General features: G+C 32.7%; 24 protein-coding genes. 10 read left to right on the forward strand and 14 right to left on the reverse strand.

Going from position 1 to position 17,888, the window contains the following annotated elements:
• Window positions 1-128 precede the first annotated feature (128 nt).
• The 5 genes from FTT76_RS06985 to FTT76_RS07005 form a co-directional block, all read right to left on the reverse strand.
• The gene (locus FTT76_RS06985) at window positions 129-665 is read right to left on the reverse strand and encodes a hypothetical protein (protein ID WP_180190241.1); all 537 of its coding nucleotides are present in this window, start codon (window positions 663-665) and stop codon (window positions 129-131) included.
• A gap of 645 nt (window positions 666-1,310) precedes the next feature.
• Complete coding sequence (locus FTT76_RS06990; protein ID WP_180190242.1) at window positions 1,311-1,808, reverse strand: hypothetical protein; 498 nt, start codon at window positions 1,806-1,808, stop codon at window positions 1,311-1,313.
• A 90-nt stretch (window positions 1,809-1,898) separates the two neighbouring features.
• Window positions 1,899-2,324, reverse strand: a complete 426-nt coding sequence (locus tag FTT76_RS06995) for a hypothetical protein (RefSeq protein WP_180190243.1) — start codon at window positions 2,322-2,324, stop codon at window positions 1,899-1,901.
• Between the two features lie 48 nt (window positions 2,325-2,372).
• Window positions 2,373-2,879 carry a hypothetical protein gene (locus tag FTT76_RS07000; RefSeq protein WP_180190244.1) on the reverse strand — a complete coding sequence of 169 codons (507 nt, stop codon included), beginning with the start codon at window positions 2,877-2,879 and terminating at the stop codon, window positions 2,373-2,375.
• A gap of 12 nt (window positions 2,880-2,891) precedes the next feature.
• A complete protein-coding gene (locus FTT76_RS07005; RefSeq protein ID WP_180190245.1) occupies window positions 2,892-3,320 on the reverse strand; it encodes a hypothetical protein in 429 nt (142 codons plus the stop codon).
• 181 nt (window positions 3,321-3,501) lie between these two features.
• Between FTT76_RS07005 and FTT76_RS07010 the strand changes: the two genes are divergently transcribed.
• Window positions 3,502-4,182, forward strand: a complete 681-nt coding sequence (locus FTT76_RS07010) for a hypothetical protein (RefSeq protein ID WP_180190246.1) — start codon at window positions 3,502-3,504, stop codon at window positions 4,180-4,182.
• Window positions 4,183-4,245: 63 nt separating this feature from the next.
• Here FTT76_RS07010 and FTT76_RS07015 read toward each other — a convergent pair whose 3' ends face one another.
• Window positions 4,246-5,118, reverse strand: coding sequence for a hypothetical protein (locus FTT76_RS07015; RefSeq protein ID WP_180190247.1), 873 nt, complete (start codon window positions 5,116-5,118; stop codon window positions 4,246-4,248).
• Between the two features lie 147 nt (window positions 5,119-5,265).
• Here FTT76_RS07015 and FTT76_RS07020 point away from each other — a divergent pair, with 147 nt between their 5' ends.
• Window positions 5,266-5,589: an H-NS family nucleoid-associated regulatory protein gene (locus tag FTT76_RS07020; RefSeq protein ID WP_180190248.1), complete on the forward strand. Its 324-nt coding sequence runs from the start codon at window positions 5,266-5,268 to the stop codon at window positions 5,587-5,589.
• Window positions 5,590-5,638: 49 nt separating this feature from the next.
• Here the strand turns inward: FTT76_RS07020 and FTT76_RS07025 are convergent, their stop codons facing one another.
• A complete protein-coding gene (locus FTT76_RS07025) occupies window positions 5,639-5,917 on the reverse strand; it encodes a hypothetical protein (RefSeq protein WP_180190249.1) in 279 nt (92 codons plus the stop codon).
• A gap of 1 nt (window position 5,918) precedes the next feature.
• Window positions 5,919-6,101 carry a hypothetical protein gene (locus FTT76_RS07030; RefSeq protein WP_180190250.1) on the reverse strand — a complete coding sequence of 61 codons (183 nt, stop codon included), beginning with the start codon at window positions 6,099-6,101 and terminating at the stop codon, window positions 5,919-5,921.
• 93 nt (window positions 6,102-6,194) lie between these two features.
• On the opposite strand from FTT76_RS07030, the gene FTT76_RS07035 reads away from it, so the two are divergent.
• A complete protein-coding gene (locus FTT76_RS07035) occupies window positions 6,195-7,265 on the forward strand; it encodes a hypothetical protein (RefSeq protein WP_180190251.1) in 1,071 nt (356 codons plus the stop codon).
• A gap of 63 nt (window positions 7,266-7,328) precedes the next feature.
• On the opposite strand, the gene FTT76_RS07040 is transcribed toward FTT76_RS07035, so the two are convergent.
• The 4 genes from FTT76_RS07040 to FTT76_RS07055 all read right to left on the reverse strand — a co-directional run bounded on the left by FTT76_RS07040 (window position 7,329) and on the right by FTT76_RS07055 (window position 9,870).
• A complete protein-coding gene (locus tag FTT76_RS07040) occupies window positions 7,329-7,658 on the reverse strand; it encodes a hypothetical protein (RefSeq protein ID WP_180190252.1) in 330 nt (109 codons plus the stop codon).
• A gap of 57 nt (window positions 7,659-7,715) precedes the next feature.
• Entirely contained in the window at window positions 7,716-8,795 is a 1,080-nt protein-coding gene (locus FTT76_RS07045; protein WP_180190253.1) for a hypothetical protein, read from the reverse strand.
• Window positions 8,796-8,824: 29 nt separating this feature from the next.
• Window positions 8,825-9,439 (reverse strand): type I-E CRISPR-associated protein Cas6/Cse3/CasE, encoded by a 615-nt coding sequence (locus tag FTT76_RS07050; protein ID WP_257235049.1) that lies wholly within the window; start codon window positions 9,437-9,439, stop codon window positions 8,825-8,827.
• A 191-nt stretch (window positions 9,440-9,630) separates the two neighbouring features.
• Complete coding sequence (locus FTT76_RS07055; RefSeq protein ID WP_180190255.1) at window positions 9,631-9,870, reverse strand: hypothetical protein; 240 nt, start codon at window positions 9,868-9,870, stop codon at window positions 9,631-9,633.
• Between the two features lie 184 nt (window positions 9,871-10,054).
• On the opposite strand from FTT76_RS07055, the gene FTT76_RS07060 reads away from it, so the two are divergent.
• The 5 genes from FTT76_RS07060 to FTT76_RS07080 all read left to right on the forward strand — a co-directional run bounded on the left by FTT76_RS07060 (window position 10,055) and on the right by FTT76_RS07080 (window position 14,442).
• On the forward strand, window positions 10,055-11,221 hold the full coding sequence (locus FTT76_RS07060) for a SprT-like domain-containing protein (RefSeq protein WP_180190256.1): 1,167 nt from the start codon (window positions 10,055-10,057) through the stop codon (window positions 11,219-11,221).
• Complete coding sequence (locus FTT76_RS07065; protein WP_180190257.1) at window positions 11,218-11,586, forward strand: hypothetical protein; 369 nt, start codon at window positions 11,218-11,220, stop codon at window positions 11,584-11,586. Before FTT76_RS07060 ends, FTT76_RS07065 begins: the two co-directional genes overlap by 4 nt.
• Complete coding sequence (locus FTT76_RS07070; protein WP_180190258.1) at window positions 11,586-13,265, forward strand: DEAD/DEAH box helicase; 1,680 nt, start codon at window positions 11,586-11,588, stop codon at window positions 13,263-13,265. The genes FTT76_RS07065 and FTT76_RS07070 overlap by 1 nt, the downstream gene beginning before the upstream one ends.
• A 1-nt stretch (window position 13,266) precedes the next feature.
• Complete coding sequence (locus tag FTT76_RS07075; protein ID WP_180190259.1) at window positions 13,267-13,926, forward strand: hypothetical protein; 660 nt, start codon at window positions 13,267-13,269, stop codon at window positions 13,924-13,926.
• Between the two features lie 252 nt (window positions 13,927-14,178).
• Window positions 14,179-14,442, forward strand: coding sequence for a hypothetical protein (locus FTT76_RS07080; RefSeq protein WP_180190260.1), 264 nt, complete (start codon window positions 14,179-14,181; stop codon window positions 14,440-14,442).
• On the opposite strand, the gene FTT76_RS07085 is transcribed toward FTT76_RS07080, so the two are convergent.
• Window positions 14,439-15,302 carry a hypothetical protein gene (locus FTT76_RS07085; RefSeq protein ID WP_180190261.1) on the reverse strand — a complete coding sequence of 288 codons (864 nt, stop codon included), beginning with the start codon at window positions 15,300-15,302 and terminating at the stop codon, window positions 14,439-14,441. The two genes, FTT76_RS07080 and FTT76_RS07085, sit on opposite strands and share 4 nt — an antisense overlap.
• 103 nt (window positions 15,303-15,405) lie before the next feature.
• Complete coding sequence (locus FTT76_RS07090; protein WP_180190262.1) at window positions 15,406-16,005, reverse strand: hypothetical protein; 600 nt, start codon at window positions 16,003-16,005, stop codon at window positions 15,406-15,408.
• Window positions 16,006-16,465: 460 nt separating this feature from the next.
• On the opposite strand from FTT76_RS07090, the gene FTT76_RS07095 reads away from it, so the two are divergent.
• Window positions 16,466-17,119, forward strand: coding sequence for a hypothetical protein (locus FTT76_RS07095; RefSeq protein WP_180190263.1), 654 nt, complete (start codon window positions 16,466-16,468; stop codon window positions 17,117-17,119).
• A complete protein-coding gene (locus tag FTT76_RS07100) occupies window positions 17,092-17,880 on the forward strand; it encodes a TraX family protein (RefSeq protein WP_180190264.1) in 789 nt (262 codons plus the stop codon). Before FTT76_RS07095 ends, FTT76_RS07100 begins: the two co-directional genes overlap by 28 nt.
• The last annotated feature ends 8 nt before the right edge of the window (window positions 17,881-17,888 follow it).

The raw sequence follows: 17,888 nt of genomic DNA on the forward strand, positions 1-17,888 counted from the left end.
AACAGAAAAATCAACGCTGTATTGATCCATGACACTCATTACTTCACTTTTAACAATAGCTGTATTTGAATTGAGTATATTCTTTAGCACTACTCTTAAAACTCCAATATTGAAATCCGCATACGGTATTAGCCAAACGTTTTCGGCAAAAGATTAGAATAACCGACAATATTACGTACTTTGTCTTGAAACTCAGTGTTAAGTGGTTTGTCTGTTAGACGATTCAAATAGTTCTTAATTTCACGTACCCAAATATGAAAAAGTTCATCGCAATTTCGCATTAAATGCTTCAACTGATTTCGATCAGATTCTGGTAGGAATACTAGTTCAGAATCAACAGACCAGAGATCAACTTCATGATCATCAATAGATAGCAGATAAAGCGTATCTAGTGCCAAAGATGATGTAAGTTTTCCAATATCTTGCTGGTATACAAGCTCAAAATCAATTTGTGTATCTAAGCCAGCTTTAAGCTTTTCAATCTGAATATCGCGGCGAATTACGATTGGTAATTCAAGCAGAACAGTATTTTTTTTGCTTTGACCATGATCAGCTTTAACTTGGCTATCCCAGTTAATGTTATTTAGCATGAGTGATTGAAAGCCTTGTAGTGAATGTTCATTAAGACCAACAATGTGTGTTTTTCCTAAGATATCAATATTCATTTTTAACTCCAAATTTTGAGCACATTGGCTCGTGTCTTTTAATTATAAAGACGTGCTACTGCAATTAACTTTTTTCAAAAAAGAATACTAGATGAAATTCTTATATGTTTTAGGTATATACGGATAACGTGGACAATTTGGTAAATTTTAATTACACTTTATACAGTGATAAAGATTCCATGGTTTTTCATCAGATTCCATAAGTTGATTTATTCACCTTTCGTTTTAAAGAGCCAGCTTATGCTGGCTCTTTGCTGTCTGGTATATACCTATTACATGCTGGCAATTCAAAAGCACAAATATTCTTAGGAATGTTTCAGATAATAACTATAGATACGGTTAACATGAATTCATTGGCTAGTTTGGATAACGGCTATGAACATAATGACAACTGTTTTATCAATTACATTAACTTTAAGTTTGCCAGTTGCACTTGTAGGCAATTTGGTTTTTTTCGCTATGATCATCTTTTCAATGACCATGTGTACGATCAGCGTCATGGCATACGTTATATATCTTGTGTATAACGGTGAGGTTACTTCTACAATAAAACCAATGATAGGACAAATATTGTTTATTACTGGTTACTCTACCTGTTCAGTTGGGCTTGTATATCTACTGAGATAAAGGGAGTGATGATTGGTGCTAAAGGTCTATCTTTAGATCGATGTTTAAGAAAAATTGAAAAAATAAGAAACAGCTGACTAAGCACAATATCAAAGTAACCGCGCTGACTACGCGAGTAGCTTTTACAACATTATGACTATCAGATTTAGAATTTAACAATCCTACTTTCACAAACTTAAAACATGCATCGAATGACGTAATGGCAAACCATGAGCCAAAAATATAGATAGCAGTTATGTTGTTTAATTTTGGATCTAAGACTGAACTATATAAATAATAAATAGAGGTTAATACAACTAGGCTTAATGAAATACCATAATGAATGTTCTTGCTTCCTGTTCTCTTATTCCCACCTTTTAATAAAGTTGCACCAGATGTAAAACAAAAAATGGATATCTGACCTAAAAGAATGGCTAATGCTAAAATTGGGAGGTACAAATCAAAATTAAGCTGATCGCTGGTTACGGCAATGGCTGTTGCAAAAGCCAAGAAAATTAAAAAAATAATATATGGCATATGTAGATACTAAATCTGTAATTTTGATAATTTATTATAGTTAATGATACAAAAAAAACCCTAAGGTAGGGTTCTTTTCGTATCTGTGGGTTAGTTGAGATAGTTCTGATCTATAAATTTTGTATATTCTGAGTTCAGATCCGCAACAATTTTTCGTTTTAATGAGTCTAAATTATCAAAACCGGGAATGGAAATATTAGATTTACTAATATTTTTTCTTACTGCATAACCATTGTTATCTACAAGTCGAATAGTTTGTAGGTATTCATCAACCATATTTTCTATTTCATGTTTATTAGAAACTTGGTACAGCTGACGCACTTGTGCATGATTGAGACAAGTACCATACTGTTGGTCATATGTCTTGTAAGATACATCAAGGGAACTGCACAGCTGGGCGTTAATTTGATTAATCTTAAAAGGAGTCCCTTTTACAGCCAAACGAATGATAACCGTATTAATTGGACTGGAAAGACCAAGTACACCAACTGACTCAATAGAAATAGTATGTTTCATATTAACTCCAAATTTTGAGCTTTTTGCTCACAATATGATTAAAAAGGATTAAGACACGATAAGTAATGATTTTTGAAGATCTTCATTTATTTCATAAATTAGCTCAGTAAGTGCTTTCATGTGGGGTAGCAGCTTGTAAGTATCTAATTCGCTATCTAGCGTATTTGGCTTAAGTACACAAAACGATATGTCCGGGTTAGAAGCCAATTTATTTGTGATTAAATGACTTAAACAAGATTGTACTAGTGGCAAGCTCTCTTCAGATCGTGCAAGCAAAGGGAAGATAACAATAAGTATAGATAGATCCGTAAACTCATTATTATTTTGAGCCATTAACTGCTTTAGAGCATCTTTAATATCCTGGTCGAGTACAAGGAGCTCTATACCTTTCCTCATTGCTTTATATGCATTATCGATCGCTATTTCAGAAAAATAGAACCAATCTCTAGAATCATCCAGCATGAACTTGTCGATCGCTGAAATTTTACTAAGAACAGATAATTCTTTTTCATTGAAGAATTGAACTGGTACAACGGTTTTAATTTCACTATTCATTATTAAAGTCATTCACATAGCCTCTAAAAATAGCTCTGGAACGAAATCCGTATTTAGAGGATTAACTTCGATGTATTCAATAATTTTAAACGCATCAACTTCAGAAATTTCTTTTACTCGAAAATCAAAAACTGTGTCTTGGCCAACACCATCAATCACGCAAAACGATGACATAACTTCGTCAAGCTCAGGAATATTTTTGTAGTTTTCAGCTGTTAAATTTTCAAGAGTAAGAACTGACTTACTAACATGGTTTTTAAGCATAAAAGCTAAAAAGAAAGGGAGGCGATATTCCGCTGGCGCTTTAAGGAAGAAATAATCAGAATGTTCATCATCTCGAACATCTTGACGCGTAGCTTTGACCAGGTACGTCTGAAAATTTAAAGTGGCTGCTGGTAAGTTCATAAAATCTAGTGGGCAAAAATCAGCGGTCAATTTCATTTTGATATCTCCAAATGCTAAGCAATGTGCTTGTATATGGATATTATAAGATGCCGGAACCCGGAGATTTTTTTTTCGAAAAATTAAACAGCCAATTGATGAGTAAATGCTTAAACTATGAACTATAATTCATTACAAGGTGTCAAATGACCCTTAATTATTGATTATAAGGGAAATACAAATGAATTTTACTGCAGATTTACGCCCTAAAGGACGTCAAAATATAAATATAGATCACGATGCATTTATTTCCTCGGCTACAAATGATTTCAATTTTGGGGGAAATTTATTAATAGATATTTTGCTTGATAAACTTGAAGAAAAAAATCTAATAAATCAGCACACTGAAATAGATGAAATGCCTTGGGTAATACCATCAATTGATGGAACAAAAAAATACTACAACTTAAAGATAGGAACCAATGATCTTGAGTTATTGTTATGTGAGTTAGAAGAGAAGCATACCAGTTGGTTTAATGGTTCTATTAAATTTGTTCGAGATCAAATTCAAATTGACAATAAAGAGCTAGTTTTGTCATTCACCCAAAGAATGTTATTTAGCTTTTGGGTTAAGATAAATGGTGTTCAAAACCTTGTCTCTTCAGCAACATATGAACTTGCAATACTTGAAACTATATTTCATATAGATGAGCAAATTAAAAATAATAAATTCTTCAAAATGTTATATCCAAATCATGAACACTTATCGAGTAACCTAGAAACTTTTGAAAAATACATCAAATCAATTGAGGTTGCTTTTTATACATTTAAGGATCAACCACCTTTTACAACTATAGAATGTACCCAGGAGCTTTTTGGTCAATATCTAGCTTACAAAAAATCCTTAATTTTAATCAATTAAAAAACACCGAATGCGGTTTTAAACTGTCCAAGTGAAACATAGTGCATGTTTCACTTTCAATATTTATTTAAAAGTATTTTTATACAAATCAGTTTTAATAATATTAATCATGTACCCATAGTGATTAACTATTTCATCAAGTTCGGTATTGTCTATTTCTTCATCATTGATCAAGATTTCAAAATTAATTGGCTCTATAGAAGTGTATTCTTGAACTCCATTAACAGTTACATAGTTAGAGAAGACAAGCTGTATATCATCACCAGAGAAGCTACCATCAAGTGTGTAACTTTTATATAAGCGACTACCATCGTTCTTATTGACAGTACATATATTTTCTAAGCAACTTCCAAAATTGTACGATGATAATAAGTCTGCAATGTTTATTGCATGGATATTATCTAAATGATCTTTGGAATTTAAATCAAAAGCTACTTTTTTGAAATCCTTAACAAACTGGTTCTTGAAGCTATTTGTTAATGAAGACATATAATCATTAAACTTATATGATCCATTTTTTGTTAAATATTTACCCTCGTAATTGAATGGGTTCACTATTCCTAATAAATTTAATGAATTTAGCTTTTGAAATTCGTCATATGTAATTTCCTTTATATTGTGATATCGATACTCATTTCCATCTATTATCCAGGTATCAGAATGACAATCAAAGTTATAATTAATAAAGAAATAATCTACATCATTTAAATCGTCATCATCATCAAAAGGTGAATACTTAAAGAGGGTATAGTTTATAAATGCTAGTAATGCAGGAATTTCTGAAACATCAGTTGTGTCGTAATAGCCAGTATTGAAATCACTTAACTGAATTGCAACTGGAAGTGTAGGGGTGTCATTTACCGACATCATCACTAAAATATATTTATACATTTTCGATCCATTAGGTTGTGTATCTATACCTATTTTAGTATTCATATTCCATCTATGGATTTATTCATGAAATCAAATTCCTAGCAATAATTTCGAAAACTTTTAATCAATTAAAGTTAAATCGTATACGTTGTAAACCTCACAATCTGGTGTATATTTAACTTCTTGTAAATAACCTTGAGTAATAGAGATATGGAATTAAATAATCTTGGAAAAAAAGAGTTAGTGAAATTAATTAAAGATGCAGAGAATAAGATTGTAGCTCTTGACAACAAACAGTTTGATGATGCCTATCTAGAGATAGCAGCGATTGCTAAGAAGGTTGGTCTTACAATTCAAGAGTTAGAAGAACACGGCATCAACCGTAAGTTAAATAAAGTAAAAGCAAAAGCAGCAATTAAATATCAGAATAAAGATAATCTTGAAGAAACTTGGACAGGCCGTGGTAAACAACCTGGATGGGTCAAACGTGAATTAGAAGCCGGGAAAAATCTGGAAGACTTTTTAATCGCGTAATAAAAAAGGCCTGGATATCCAGGCCTTTTTTATAAATTTACTCTTTTCATTATTGTATGATTTTTAATTTTGATTGAAGGCTCATCAGATCATCATCTTGTATTCCTTCAACAGAGAATTCATTTAATACATCCTCCATCTCGGATGGTGTAAATGCTAATTTTCCAAAGTGCTGCTCAACTATGCTTACGGCATTTATAAGAGTGTATTCAACACTACATTCAACAGAACAAAACGTATCTTGGGTTAAATCATTGACTTGATGCGTAGAGCATTTATCGTCAGTATTAATTTCCTCATTGCACTGAGGGCATGTAAAAAGTCCCATCTTAATTTCCTTTCCCAAACATTAAACTTACAAGACCATATTCACTATTTTGATCAAACCATTGCCATATATCGTGTCGATCAGTACCTATTGCCCAAATGTGAAAATTGCTTTCTATACATTCATTTTGGTCTATAATTACCTCACCAAACTGATTCCAAAGTTTTTCTATGTTTAACGACATAAGGTTTCTCCAAATGATTTAATATTTATATTTTAAGTTCATTAATGGGATAAAAAACTTTTTTCTAATTAAATATTACATGAGATTAATATTATGATATTTATTGATAGGATATTTAAATTAGTGCCTATGTCATCTATTTTAAAAGTCTTAATAATATTATTTTTATATTTTACAACTCCAGTCATCAATGATCCTGTTTTAAATGAATTTCAAAACTTATTGAAAATTAGCTGTCTGTTGGTAATAATTATCTCTTTTATGCTAGTAAGTGTTGCAAACATATCATTTTTATTTAATAAAATAATTAATATAGTTTTTAATGTTTTTTTCTTGTTTTTTGCAACTAATTTGTTGTTAGCAGAGTTTGGGCAGATGGCATTAACTTTCTTCACCGAACAACCTGAGACACAATTTCTTTTTTTTATTGAAATAACATTTTTATTATTAAGTGCACTTACCATATATCCATACATTATTAACTCAACTCTTAAGTCTACTGCTGTAGATATACCGCATTTTAATGAATTTCGCGATTCAACTAAAATAAATAGAATTATGACAGAATCAGATATTAATTTGGTGGGAGCACATGAAACTGGACATTTACTTTTAAGTTTTTTGTATGGCGAGTTTCCACCATCATTTAGAGCTGAAATTTATCATTTAAATAAAACAAATATTCATGGATTTGTATCCAATATTGTTAATGATAATATCTCTAGTTACAAAAACTATGATTTGTGGAGAATGCATGTTTTGCTATCTGGTCAATTAGGTGAAAAATTTCTGACTAATATTAACTCTAATGGCGCATCGTCCGATTATGAAAAATGGCAAGACTTAGCTGTTCACTATCTAAAAAATCAATTTGAGGGCTTGTATTTTATAAATCCTAAATCAGATTCAGAATTTGAACATAACAAGAAGATGATTAGTAATTTAAAGAATTATCAAACAGAAAGTATTCTAAATTTCATGGAACGAAATAGGTCTGTAATGGAGGAGTTACACAAAAATTTAGTTCATAAGAAGTTACTTTTAAAAGAAGATCTAGATTTATATTTTGATAGAATTGATTTCTTAATTGAAATGCCTTACCCAAATGGAAGAGCATTTTTTAAAAAAGATAATGAGGATATTAAATCCCCATTACCCAAGTGATCTATGGCTCTACGGAATAACTGGTGGGAAGCTTAATTGCTTTCCTCATCTGAATTGATGGCATTATTTAGTTTTAACTTTAAAAGGTTTGAATTTCCCCCAATAGATTGACTTTTTCAATTCATCTATAAATTTTTCTTCTGGCATAGAATGAAATACCTTCTTACGAAGAGTATCTAATGAAATACTAGCGTCTATGGTTAATGGGATTTCAAAAAGATGATTGTATTTAGTTCTAATACGATTGTTTTGCCAAACAGCAGATAAATATTGAGATCTTAGGTCTGGAGATAACTTTAGGGTTGTTTCTAGTACATTTTGTTCAATAGAGACGGTTTGAAAAATATTTTCATCGTCATTTGCTTGATTATGCACTGTATCTTGGTTTTTCATAATATTTCTCTTAAAACTTAAATTTCATCACTTATTCCGAATAGCCTCTATTAATATTCAAACAGACTTTTCTTTTGGAACACCACCTACAATTTTAAATGGAATCCAATGGTTGACCCATTTTTCACGGGTACCTCTTTTACCTAACCAGTAAAAGTTCCAATGTGGTTTACGTGGGTGTGGAATTTTAGTCCCTACATATTTACCACTTTTTATATCATCTTCACGCGCCTTTAGCGTTTCTTGTATCTTTTTATTGGTTTCTATACCTACAAGTGTAGGTTTATACTTACTTGCCTCAAATAAACGTAGTTCACGTTTTACAAGTTCTAACTTAGGCTTATAAGTACTATTTTCATTAGATAGTGGTCGAAAATCAGGTTCTTTTTGACTAAACCATAAAATTAAGTTAATGAGTTTTTTCTGCAGCTCAGTATAAGTTGCCACTTCTACATCATCTGGTCTTTTTTCATCAAAAAATGTATCAATAAAATCAGTCATACAATCTTCAACGGTAGATTCAAAATCATCTTCATCTGGGAAATTCATGGCAATTGTTTTACCTAGCCCTGAATCTGTATATACCGTTGTAAACAATACTTGCTTATCATGAAGTGTATTTTTTGCAAAGATTACACCTACAACCTGTTCATCATTGATATGTAGATCTGCATTATCTGTTTGAATATATATTGCAATATCAGGAAGATTGAGTAAAAAACCGGGTAGGCTACGATTGTATTTTGTCTTAACAAGCATTTGAATTACTTGATCTTCAAAACGATAAATGTTCTTTGTTAATGACCAAGATCCAAGAGTAATAATTTCACCGATATTGCAAGGCAATTGATTGATAAACGATAAAGGTATTTCAGTTGATTCCGACTGGATACCCATTATATTTGTGGTTCTCTTTAAGCGTTTTCGCCAAATTGGATCTTTGCAATCCAAGGCAGCATAGGTCCACTCATCACCACTAATTAGACACTCATGTAAATCATCAGACTTTTGTCTTTCAATTGCATATGATTCAACACGCTTCATCAAGCCAGGAAGATTCATTTTGACGTGTTCTAGTCGAGCTGTAATAACTTTTAACGGCAATCCAATTTTAGGGTCTAAATCTTTATTACGCATTTAATATAACAACCATATGAAAAACACCATCATGATGATGGTGCTGTATATTTTGAATTATCTAATCGAATCATCCCAAAGCCATAAGCCTTATCACGGCCTACACCTTGCAACCAGGCCGTTTGAAATGCTTCAAGTTCAGTAACTTTTGCGGTAAATGCAATATCAATTGTATCTACAGTAAATTTCATAATATTGAGTTTTGGACCAATAATATGTTTTGTGATTTTAAGATCACTTAATCCCTTATTAAGAAGAGCATTTTGTATAAAACCTATTGCTTCATCAACAGTAAGATTTTTACGTTTTTTCCCTGAGTTACCTTTGGGAGCTGCGCCATGTTCAGCAATATATTCTTCAATTTCTTGAGCATTAAAGCTACATTCTCTATTAAGCGGTACCATTACATGACCACTAATAGTTTGTCCTAATGTTAAATCATGGCTTTCAATGGCCATAGGGATCAACTCATCACTTGCAAGTGTTCTAACACATATATGCTTACCATTTGTAAAGTAAATGATCTTTGAAGAATAAAATGTATCAACCTTATTCTTTTTAAGCATTTTCTGGAAAACGTATTTATAAATATCTGTTACGCCTTCTGGATGTGTCATTGCAAAATAATTAGCTGCTAATTTCATGTTATATAGACTCATTTTGATATCCAATCTTTTTGTAGAAAAGCAATAATTACTAACAACATTTTAAAGAAAAGTTTAATAAACATTTGAAAATATTAATTAAACATAATACTACTGAATTTTATTAAGTAGGCGAACTCCTTTATTAAATAGTCAATATTTGTACAGATAGCATTTTACCAATTATTTCATTAATTTGAGGGCTTACTAATTTCTGCCATGAACTTATCAGCAGAGAAGTTTTTCAAGCCAAGTTTGATAATTATATCGGCAAGTTCACTAAATTTAATGGGTTCATAACCTTCGTCAATCATTCTTTTTGCCAAGTCAAGAAGTAAAGTATTGATTGCATCTACTTCATCCTTTTTTACTCGAAGTGTTGTTCCATTTGTCGGTGGAGTGGTAAGGCTTTTTGCTTTGAAACCAGTCATGATAAATGCCAAATATAAATTTATTAAAATATATCAAGTGATTTGCAACAAGTAAACACATCACAAATAATTATAATTTATGTTACATGAGATATTTGACGATAATTGCAAATATGGGTAAAATTCATTCATTGGGTTTGTACACTCCAAAACTATAGTTTGATCCTGTTTGGACGACTGAAAAATGACGATAAAGAATAGAACTACTCTGCAGTTTTATGAAGAACTGCAGCATGTGTATGACACATTCAATGACAGGTTATTCAACAATGAGTTACCTGAATGTTTGATTACACTCCAACGTATCAATAAAAATACTGGTTATTGGTCTGAAAATAGATTTGCGTCAATAGATGATGGGAACAGCTATACCCATGAATTAGCGTTAAATCCTGATTATTTCGGAATAAGACCTTTAATTGATATCTTCCAAACATACGCACACGAGCTTTGTCACCTCAAACAAGCAGTCCATGGTACGCCGTCTAAGCGCTCATATCACAATGCTGAATTTTCATCTTACATGCGTGAAATTGGACTAATTACGAGTGATACTGGTCGAAAAGGGGGTAAAGAGACTGGTGAGAAGATGTCTGATTACCCACTTGATGATGGTAAGTTCATTAAAGTGTGTAATGAACTCGTTGAAGAAGGAAGAATCATAAAATGGTATGACAAATATGTACCTAAGACTTTATCTAGTATCGAGATGATTCAAGAACAAATTGAGCTTATGGAGTTATTGCCTTCTGCTTCACCAAAGCTTTTTCATATTGCTCATTTAGGTAAAGATCTTAACCAAGTGCTTAATACTGCCAATTTAAGAAAGCAATCAGTTGAAGGTCAAAAATCAATTGGACTTATCACAGGTTACGGTATTCCATTATCCGATGAAGATGAAATCATAAGCGAAGAAATGGTTGATCATTTTGACTTAGCTATCTCAAAGGTTGATACCTCGGATGATCATGTAGAGACTCTAGGATCTATTTTCCCATCGGCCTTTCTTGATGAAGATCCAGATCAATCTAGCTCTGAACCAAATGTTGTAAAAATATTTAAAGGGGAAATTCAAGATCCCGAAAAGGCAGTTGTTGTATTAAATGAGCTCGTTTTTGGTGAAACCATTGTTCAGGAAATTGGCTCACTGGATGACGAACTACCCAAGAAAAAAAAGCAAACAAGAGAATCTTTCACATGCCCAGATTGTGGCCGTGGGGCATTGTGTGCACCTACGTTTAGGTTGACGTGTACAGATTGTCAAATTGAGTTAGTGCTCTCCAGTACGGTTGATAAAAAACTTATTAAACAGAAAAAAAAGGCTGCTGAACAACAAGGGGAAAGTGAATGATCACTATAGATAATTTTGGTGACATAGTTGCTTCACATAAGTATCGCTACTCAAATGAAAAAGAACTTCAAAAATGTTTAGAAGAACTCTTCATTGCTAAAAATATTCCCTTCGAACGAGAAGTACGTTTATCAAATAAAGATATTGTGGATTTTGTCGTAGAACTTGATATAGGACGGATTGGGGTCGAAATCAAAATAGATGGTGCTCGTAACTCACTGTTGCGCCAAATCAGTCGGTATCTTGGTCATGAATCTATTACTGCAGTATTTGTTATCGGTAGCCCTTACTGGCTAAATAACTTGCCCATTCAATTAAATGATAAAGGTATATACCGTCATCGCATTTTAACGGGGATTTTCTAATGAATAGATCATATGGTTCAGTGACATTTGAAAATAATATCTGGCTTATTCGCTGTGAGCCCCATGTTAAAACACGTTTAAAGCGCGTTTTCCCTCAAGTTACTCAATATGCATCAGAATGTATTGAATTAACGAATAACTTAGCGAACTGCCATGATTTACTTTGGTTTCTTGATCGTTATCCAATGCAGATAGAGAACCTTGAGTATCTTAAAGAGCAATCTTCTAACTATGAAAATTTAAAGGAAGATATCTTAGATGTAATGGATTACAAACGGCCCATCAAAAAGTTTGAATTAGCTGTTCCGCCGTATGAATATCAAAGAGCAGCTGCAGATTTGCTATTATCTGTCAAAGGTTTACTTTTAGCTGATGATCTAGGTTTGGGTAAAACAGTCAGTGCTATTTGTCCAATGATTTTGCCAGAAACGTTACCAGTACTTTTCGTTACGATGACACATCTACCAAAGCAGATTGAACGAGAAATTAACCGGTTCGCCCCACATTTAAAATGTCATATTTTAAAGAAAGGGTCCCCTTATCCACTACACAAAAAGGATGAAGTAGCACCAGATGTAATTATCTGTAGTTACTCTAAACTTAATGGGTGGGCAGAATACTTAACTGGTAAAATTAAATTCTGTGTATTTGATGAATGTCAGGAAATGCGTACCGGTCCAACATCCCAAAAATATGCCGGTGCAAAACTCATTAGTCAGGCTGCAGAATTACGGTTAGGACTATCGGCTACACCTATCTATAACTATGGTGATGAGTTTTTTAATGTAATTGAAATACTACGGCCTGGGAGCTTAGGATCGAAAACAGAATTTCAACGTGAGTGGTGTTCTTTTGAAAAAAAGATCAATGATCCTAAAGCATTTGGTACATATCTGCGTGATGAGGGGATAATGTTGCGCCGTACTCGAGCAGATGTAAAAAAAGAACTACCTCCAGTGCAAACCATTCCTCAATACATCGAAAGTGATCCTAAAATATTAGACAAAATTAAGGGTCAAGCTGTTGAGTTAGCAAAAATTATTTTGAACTCTACTCAAGAATACAAAGGTCAAAAATTAAAAGCGACCGAAGAGTTTAATATCATGATGCGCCAAGCAACTGGTATAGCAAAAGCACCTTATGTAGCTGAGTTTGCAAGAATGATTGTTGAGTCTGGCGAGTCGATAATTTTATATGGTTGGCATCGTGACGTTTACAATATATGGCTTGAACGCCTAGCAGATCTAAAACCTGTAATGTATACAGGAACAGAAAGTCCAGCTGCTAAAGAACGCGCTAAAGAAGCATTTATGAATGGTGAAAGTAAGGTATTAATTATTTCATTGAGATCTGGTGCTGGTTTAGATGGTCTACAGTATCATCCTGACTGTTCAAATATTCTTTTTGGAGAATTAGATTGGTCTCCAGGTGTGCACGAGCAATGTGTAGGACGTTTGAATCGTGATGGCCAACAAAAAAATATCGCCGTGTATTACCTCTTAGCTGACTCTGGTTCAGATCCAATTATTTCAGATGTGTTGGGTATCAAAAAAGGTCAATTAGAAGGCGTTAATAATCCAAACGGTGATCTATTTGAAAAACTTGAAACTGATACTGGTGGTATTAAACGTTTAGCAAAACAGTTGTTATCAAAACATATGATATTGGATGAAGCATAATATGGAATCTAATAAGTTTTTATTAGCGTGTTTTAGAGATAATGTCGGCTCAAATGTAGGATTTCACTGTATTAATGGCAAAGGATATTCAACCAATATTGATCTTGCACACGTATATACTAAAGATGAAGCACAAAAGGCCTGGGATACGGCGCGTGAATATGATCAGCCTATATCTTTAAAACATATCCTGGAATCAACAGTTTGGAAAGTTGACTATCAATACATCCCACAAACCTCTCAGATCTCTGATGACTATATGCATTACGTAGCATATGAAAAGGGGATTGATTCAAGTCAGTATGATGGAAACGATGTGTATTGGTTAGATGCGCGTTCAGGCGCCGTATCTACAGATTTTTACAAAGCCTCCAAAATCAAACTAGAAGATGTTCAAAAATATACTGAACATTTTGTTTTAATCCCATTTGAAACTGCTTTTAAGCAAAAACGCCGTACATTCCAGTACTCGAAGTTTTTATTGGAAAAAATGGTCATTGATGAAGGGTTGGTTTTACCAATGCATTTACAAGTAAAGAAAAAAAGTGGGACTGGTAAAACCAAATGGAATTGTCCGAAATGTGGAAGAATAGTATGGCAATATAATCCTTATGATTTTGAAGGTTGTAAGTATGATAATTGCGGTAAATTTATTAATTAAATATGGTGAACTATGTGAACATACTAATCAGAACAATCCTTAATTTCATAAAACTTTGTCCTTTAATATTTTTTATGTTTGTAGCTCCTATATTTTGGCTGAAGACCTTCGTTGGAACTATGGGATATTTAATATTGCCTATGGCCTGGAATATAAGTATCGGTATTGCTGTAGCTCTCACATTATTAATCGCGTCTTATCTTTCTAGGAAAAAGTATCAACGTCTTCTTGCATCAAACAAGAGGTAAAAATATGCCATTATTAGAGTCATATAAAATCAACATAAGTAATGAGAATGAGTTTAATGAAGTCATGAAAATAGCTTCATTAATGGGATTTTATGCTGAGCTTGAATGGAAATACATACCAAATGTTAAAACGCTTTTCTTAATTAAAGGTGATCCACACATTAAATGGAGTCATAGAATGACTGATTACTATACAAACAAGGAAGACGGAATAGCTATATCAGTCGTTGAATTAAATAAAGTTGTATCTTTTTATACTGGTGATTAGCTACCAGACAGTTGAAATGCTTTCGTATATGTCCAACTTAAATTATTTAATAAGAATTCTTCTTCTGCTGTATTAAAGAAATTATAATAGTCTTCAAACCGATCTCCCATAAAACATGTGTGTAAGAAGTGCATCAATTCATAATCGATGTAGTTAACTGTAGTGATGATTTTTAAATACTCTGCTAATCCTTTAATGACATCATTCAGCTGAGAGATCGCACGACCAAACTTTTTCTCACTTCTTAATATGCAATACTCAGTGAAACGATCAATTAGCATTGATATCAGTTTACCATCATCAAATGGGAGGGTTCTTTTAAACTCGCCTGTATCAACATTGCCAAAATTTGAAAAAAACATGTCCAGAATTGGTAATTTTATTTCAAGAGATAGTTTTTGCTGAATTCTAATCAATTTCAGGAATGAATAAAGAAAAGGTATATAACGGCGGTAATAATCATAGACGAGTTGAGCTACCTGGCTTTCAGATGTATTGATATCAACAGATAGAACTTTGCTGTTATGACATAGGAAATCTGGCTTATTTAAAAGAATATTTTGATCTTTAAACACTTCTGCATTTTGATAACGATTAGATTTAAGGAAGGACCAGTCAATCTGATCGAAATCCTTTATATCTAATTTGGAAAAGTTTAGGTTTTCAAGTCGAAAGTTTAATAGTTTTAGATAGGTTACAAAATCTGCGTAGTACCATGGATCACTGCTTGATATGGCTATATGTGGCTTACCATTAAGGTTTACATCCTGAAGCAACCAAGACCACATTTCAGGTTTAGCTGTAATGTTTACTTCAAGTTTATGATTATATGCATCTGCACAATGAGATTTCGGAACCATTATAATCCTATTAATCTATAGTTTAGCTGTGAGCCATATATGATATATGGCTGGTCATGATGAACATAAGTTTATTATATTACTCAGGAGCATAAAGTACTAATTATGATGCTTTAACTGACTGCTTTATGTGTTGAATACTATCCAACCAAATTTGAAATGCATTCAAGATACTTTGATCATCATATTCATTGTAAAGCTTCATAATGTGATTCTTACACCATTCCACACGCTCAGTTTCATTATCACCTTCTATTAAATACCAATCTGGAAGCCATATGGTTAGGTGTGCATAGTTTGCAGCCATTGATTCTAAATTGGTTTTAAATCCCACGATGTGCATCAACTTCATTTGAATGGCAAAAGCTCTACATTCACGCATAGTACATTGACTTGTTTCAAGTTGCTCATATAGTCTGCCGTTAATGGAGACCATATTTACTTCAAAATTGAATCTCCCCCCTAAAGTACGGCGCTTGATATCATCTCCAGTTAATACAAAATCAATTGCATGAGCCATTTCATGAAATAAATTATCTATTCCAATTGACGGTCCAGTAGTGGCACCGAATATATAGTCTTTAAATCCTGATGATTCAAATGAATAGCAAAATGCAGGATGGTCTAAGAAAGTTGTACGAGACATACGGCCACGGAAAACTAAATCAGCTCTTTGAATTTGTTTTCGAGTAATTTCTTTCATTATACAATTCCTCATTAAGGTGCATCATTGTTATCTATTGTATAGATAGATTTTTAGCGAAAAACTTTTTTAAAAAAATATGGAGGGGTATCACTCAAGAGAAGCAATCTTTTCTGATGTTCTCTCGATTCAGGAGATCTAGAACTACACTAAGCTTTCGCTTTGTGTGCAAAATACTTGGTACCTAAGATACTAGTTTTGGGAATACATGCATGGCCACAGCAGGGCATTAGGATATTAGGAGCAAGATAATCATATTTTAAAGCTTCCCATTCAGTATCGTAATAAGTAAAACTATATTTGATCTCATTTCCAACTAGACAGCTAAAGCCCATGCATTATTCTCATTAAACTAATAGAAGGTCGATATTAACAATACCGATTAATTATAATTTTTAGAATATTTATATTAAACTTATAAGTATACATTCCATAAGTCACTTTTTTCAAAGGAGATCTGATGATTAGTGATCCAATACAAATCGCAAAATTAAAACAAGATATCCTTGAATTAAGAAGTGATATTTATCCACCAACTAACCTGACAACTATTGATGGATTGCCAATCTATCTTGGTGAAAAGTTGCACGTAGAAAAATATCTAGAAAAATGGCTGCACCTTTACAATAGGGCCATGGAGCTATCACATCCATTTGATGATCCAATTGACCTGACAAAAACCAATGAAATCCATCTTCCAGTACATTATAACCTGCCAGTTTTCGCGAAGAATGTTACTCGAATGATCATTAACAAAACCCTTGCGAAAGAATCTATTACCTTCAGATCAAGTGCTGCATTATTTGAAAAATGTGGATCATTCAAAGATGAGGAAATTCAATCAATCTATGATTATTTTGAAGAAGATGAAGATAATGTGTTAGTTGGCCATAGACCATATAACGATATTAGGGCATATATTTTTTATGCTGGAGATAATGATCGACATCGAACTCGCTTTTATAATTCGGGTTTGATAATCGGCTTCCCAGCTGGATGGAAAACTATCGAAATATTAGACAATAGGAACAATGTAAGAAAGCAAAGAAGCGATGCATACACTAACCCAATTGCGAACAATAATACATGGAACATATTCAAAAAGTACAAATAGATAGTGTCGGAACGCGTTATGCAGTTTTAGATCTACTTAAGTGGTTCGCAATCATAACTATGGTAGTAGATCACATATCGATACTTTTCCCAGACCAGTCATATCTTCTTAGGTCTATTGGTCGCTGGGCGTTTCCGTTGTTTTGTTTAATTCTAGCTTTCAATCTACATACCGCAATAAATAGTCAAAAAACTACAACTTTAAGTAATTATTTTAAAAACTTATTTATTTTTTCGTTGTTATCAGAAATCCCATATCAAATGTATATCACTGGTCCATTTGAAACGTTAAGTGTTATGCCGACATTGCTTATAGGTTTTATCTTAGTTGTACTTGGTGAATCGACTAAAAAATCAGATACAATCCTATTTTTTATTTTAGCTTTAATAACCATCTTTTTTTCTAAGTACATTATGTATGGTTTTTATGGTGTTTTTCTAATAGCTACAATATATCTTTCTTTAAAAGTCAGTAGTGCAAATAAACAAAAAACCCTCGTAATACTTTCTGGAATATTAGCTGTACTAGGTAACTTAAGTGCTTGGTATATTGGTGGTTTTTACAATTATATTGAAACCTATCCTATGGCTTTTAGTTTCGCAGTTAACAGTTTTTTAGCTACAGTAATTGGATGTATTATCCTATTAAATATCAGCAACATTGACCTCAAATTAAATATACCTAGAATTGGGAAGTGGGCATATTTATTCTATCCAATTCACCTAGTCATTATTTATGTTTTATCAAAAATTGTGTTCTAACAATAAGA

Source organism: Acinetobacter sp. YH01009, from assembly GCF_013420765.1.
GTDB classification, from domain to species: Bacteria; Pseudomonadota; Gammaproteobacteria; order Pseudomonadales; family Moraxellaceae; genus Acinetobacter; species Acinetobacter amyesii.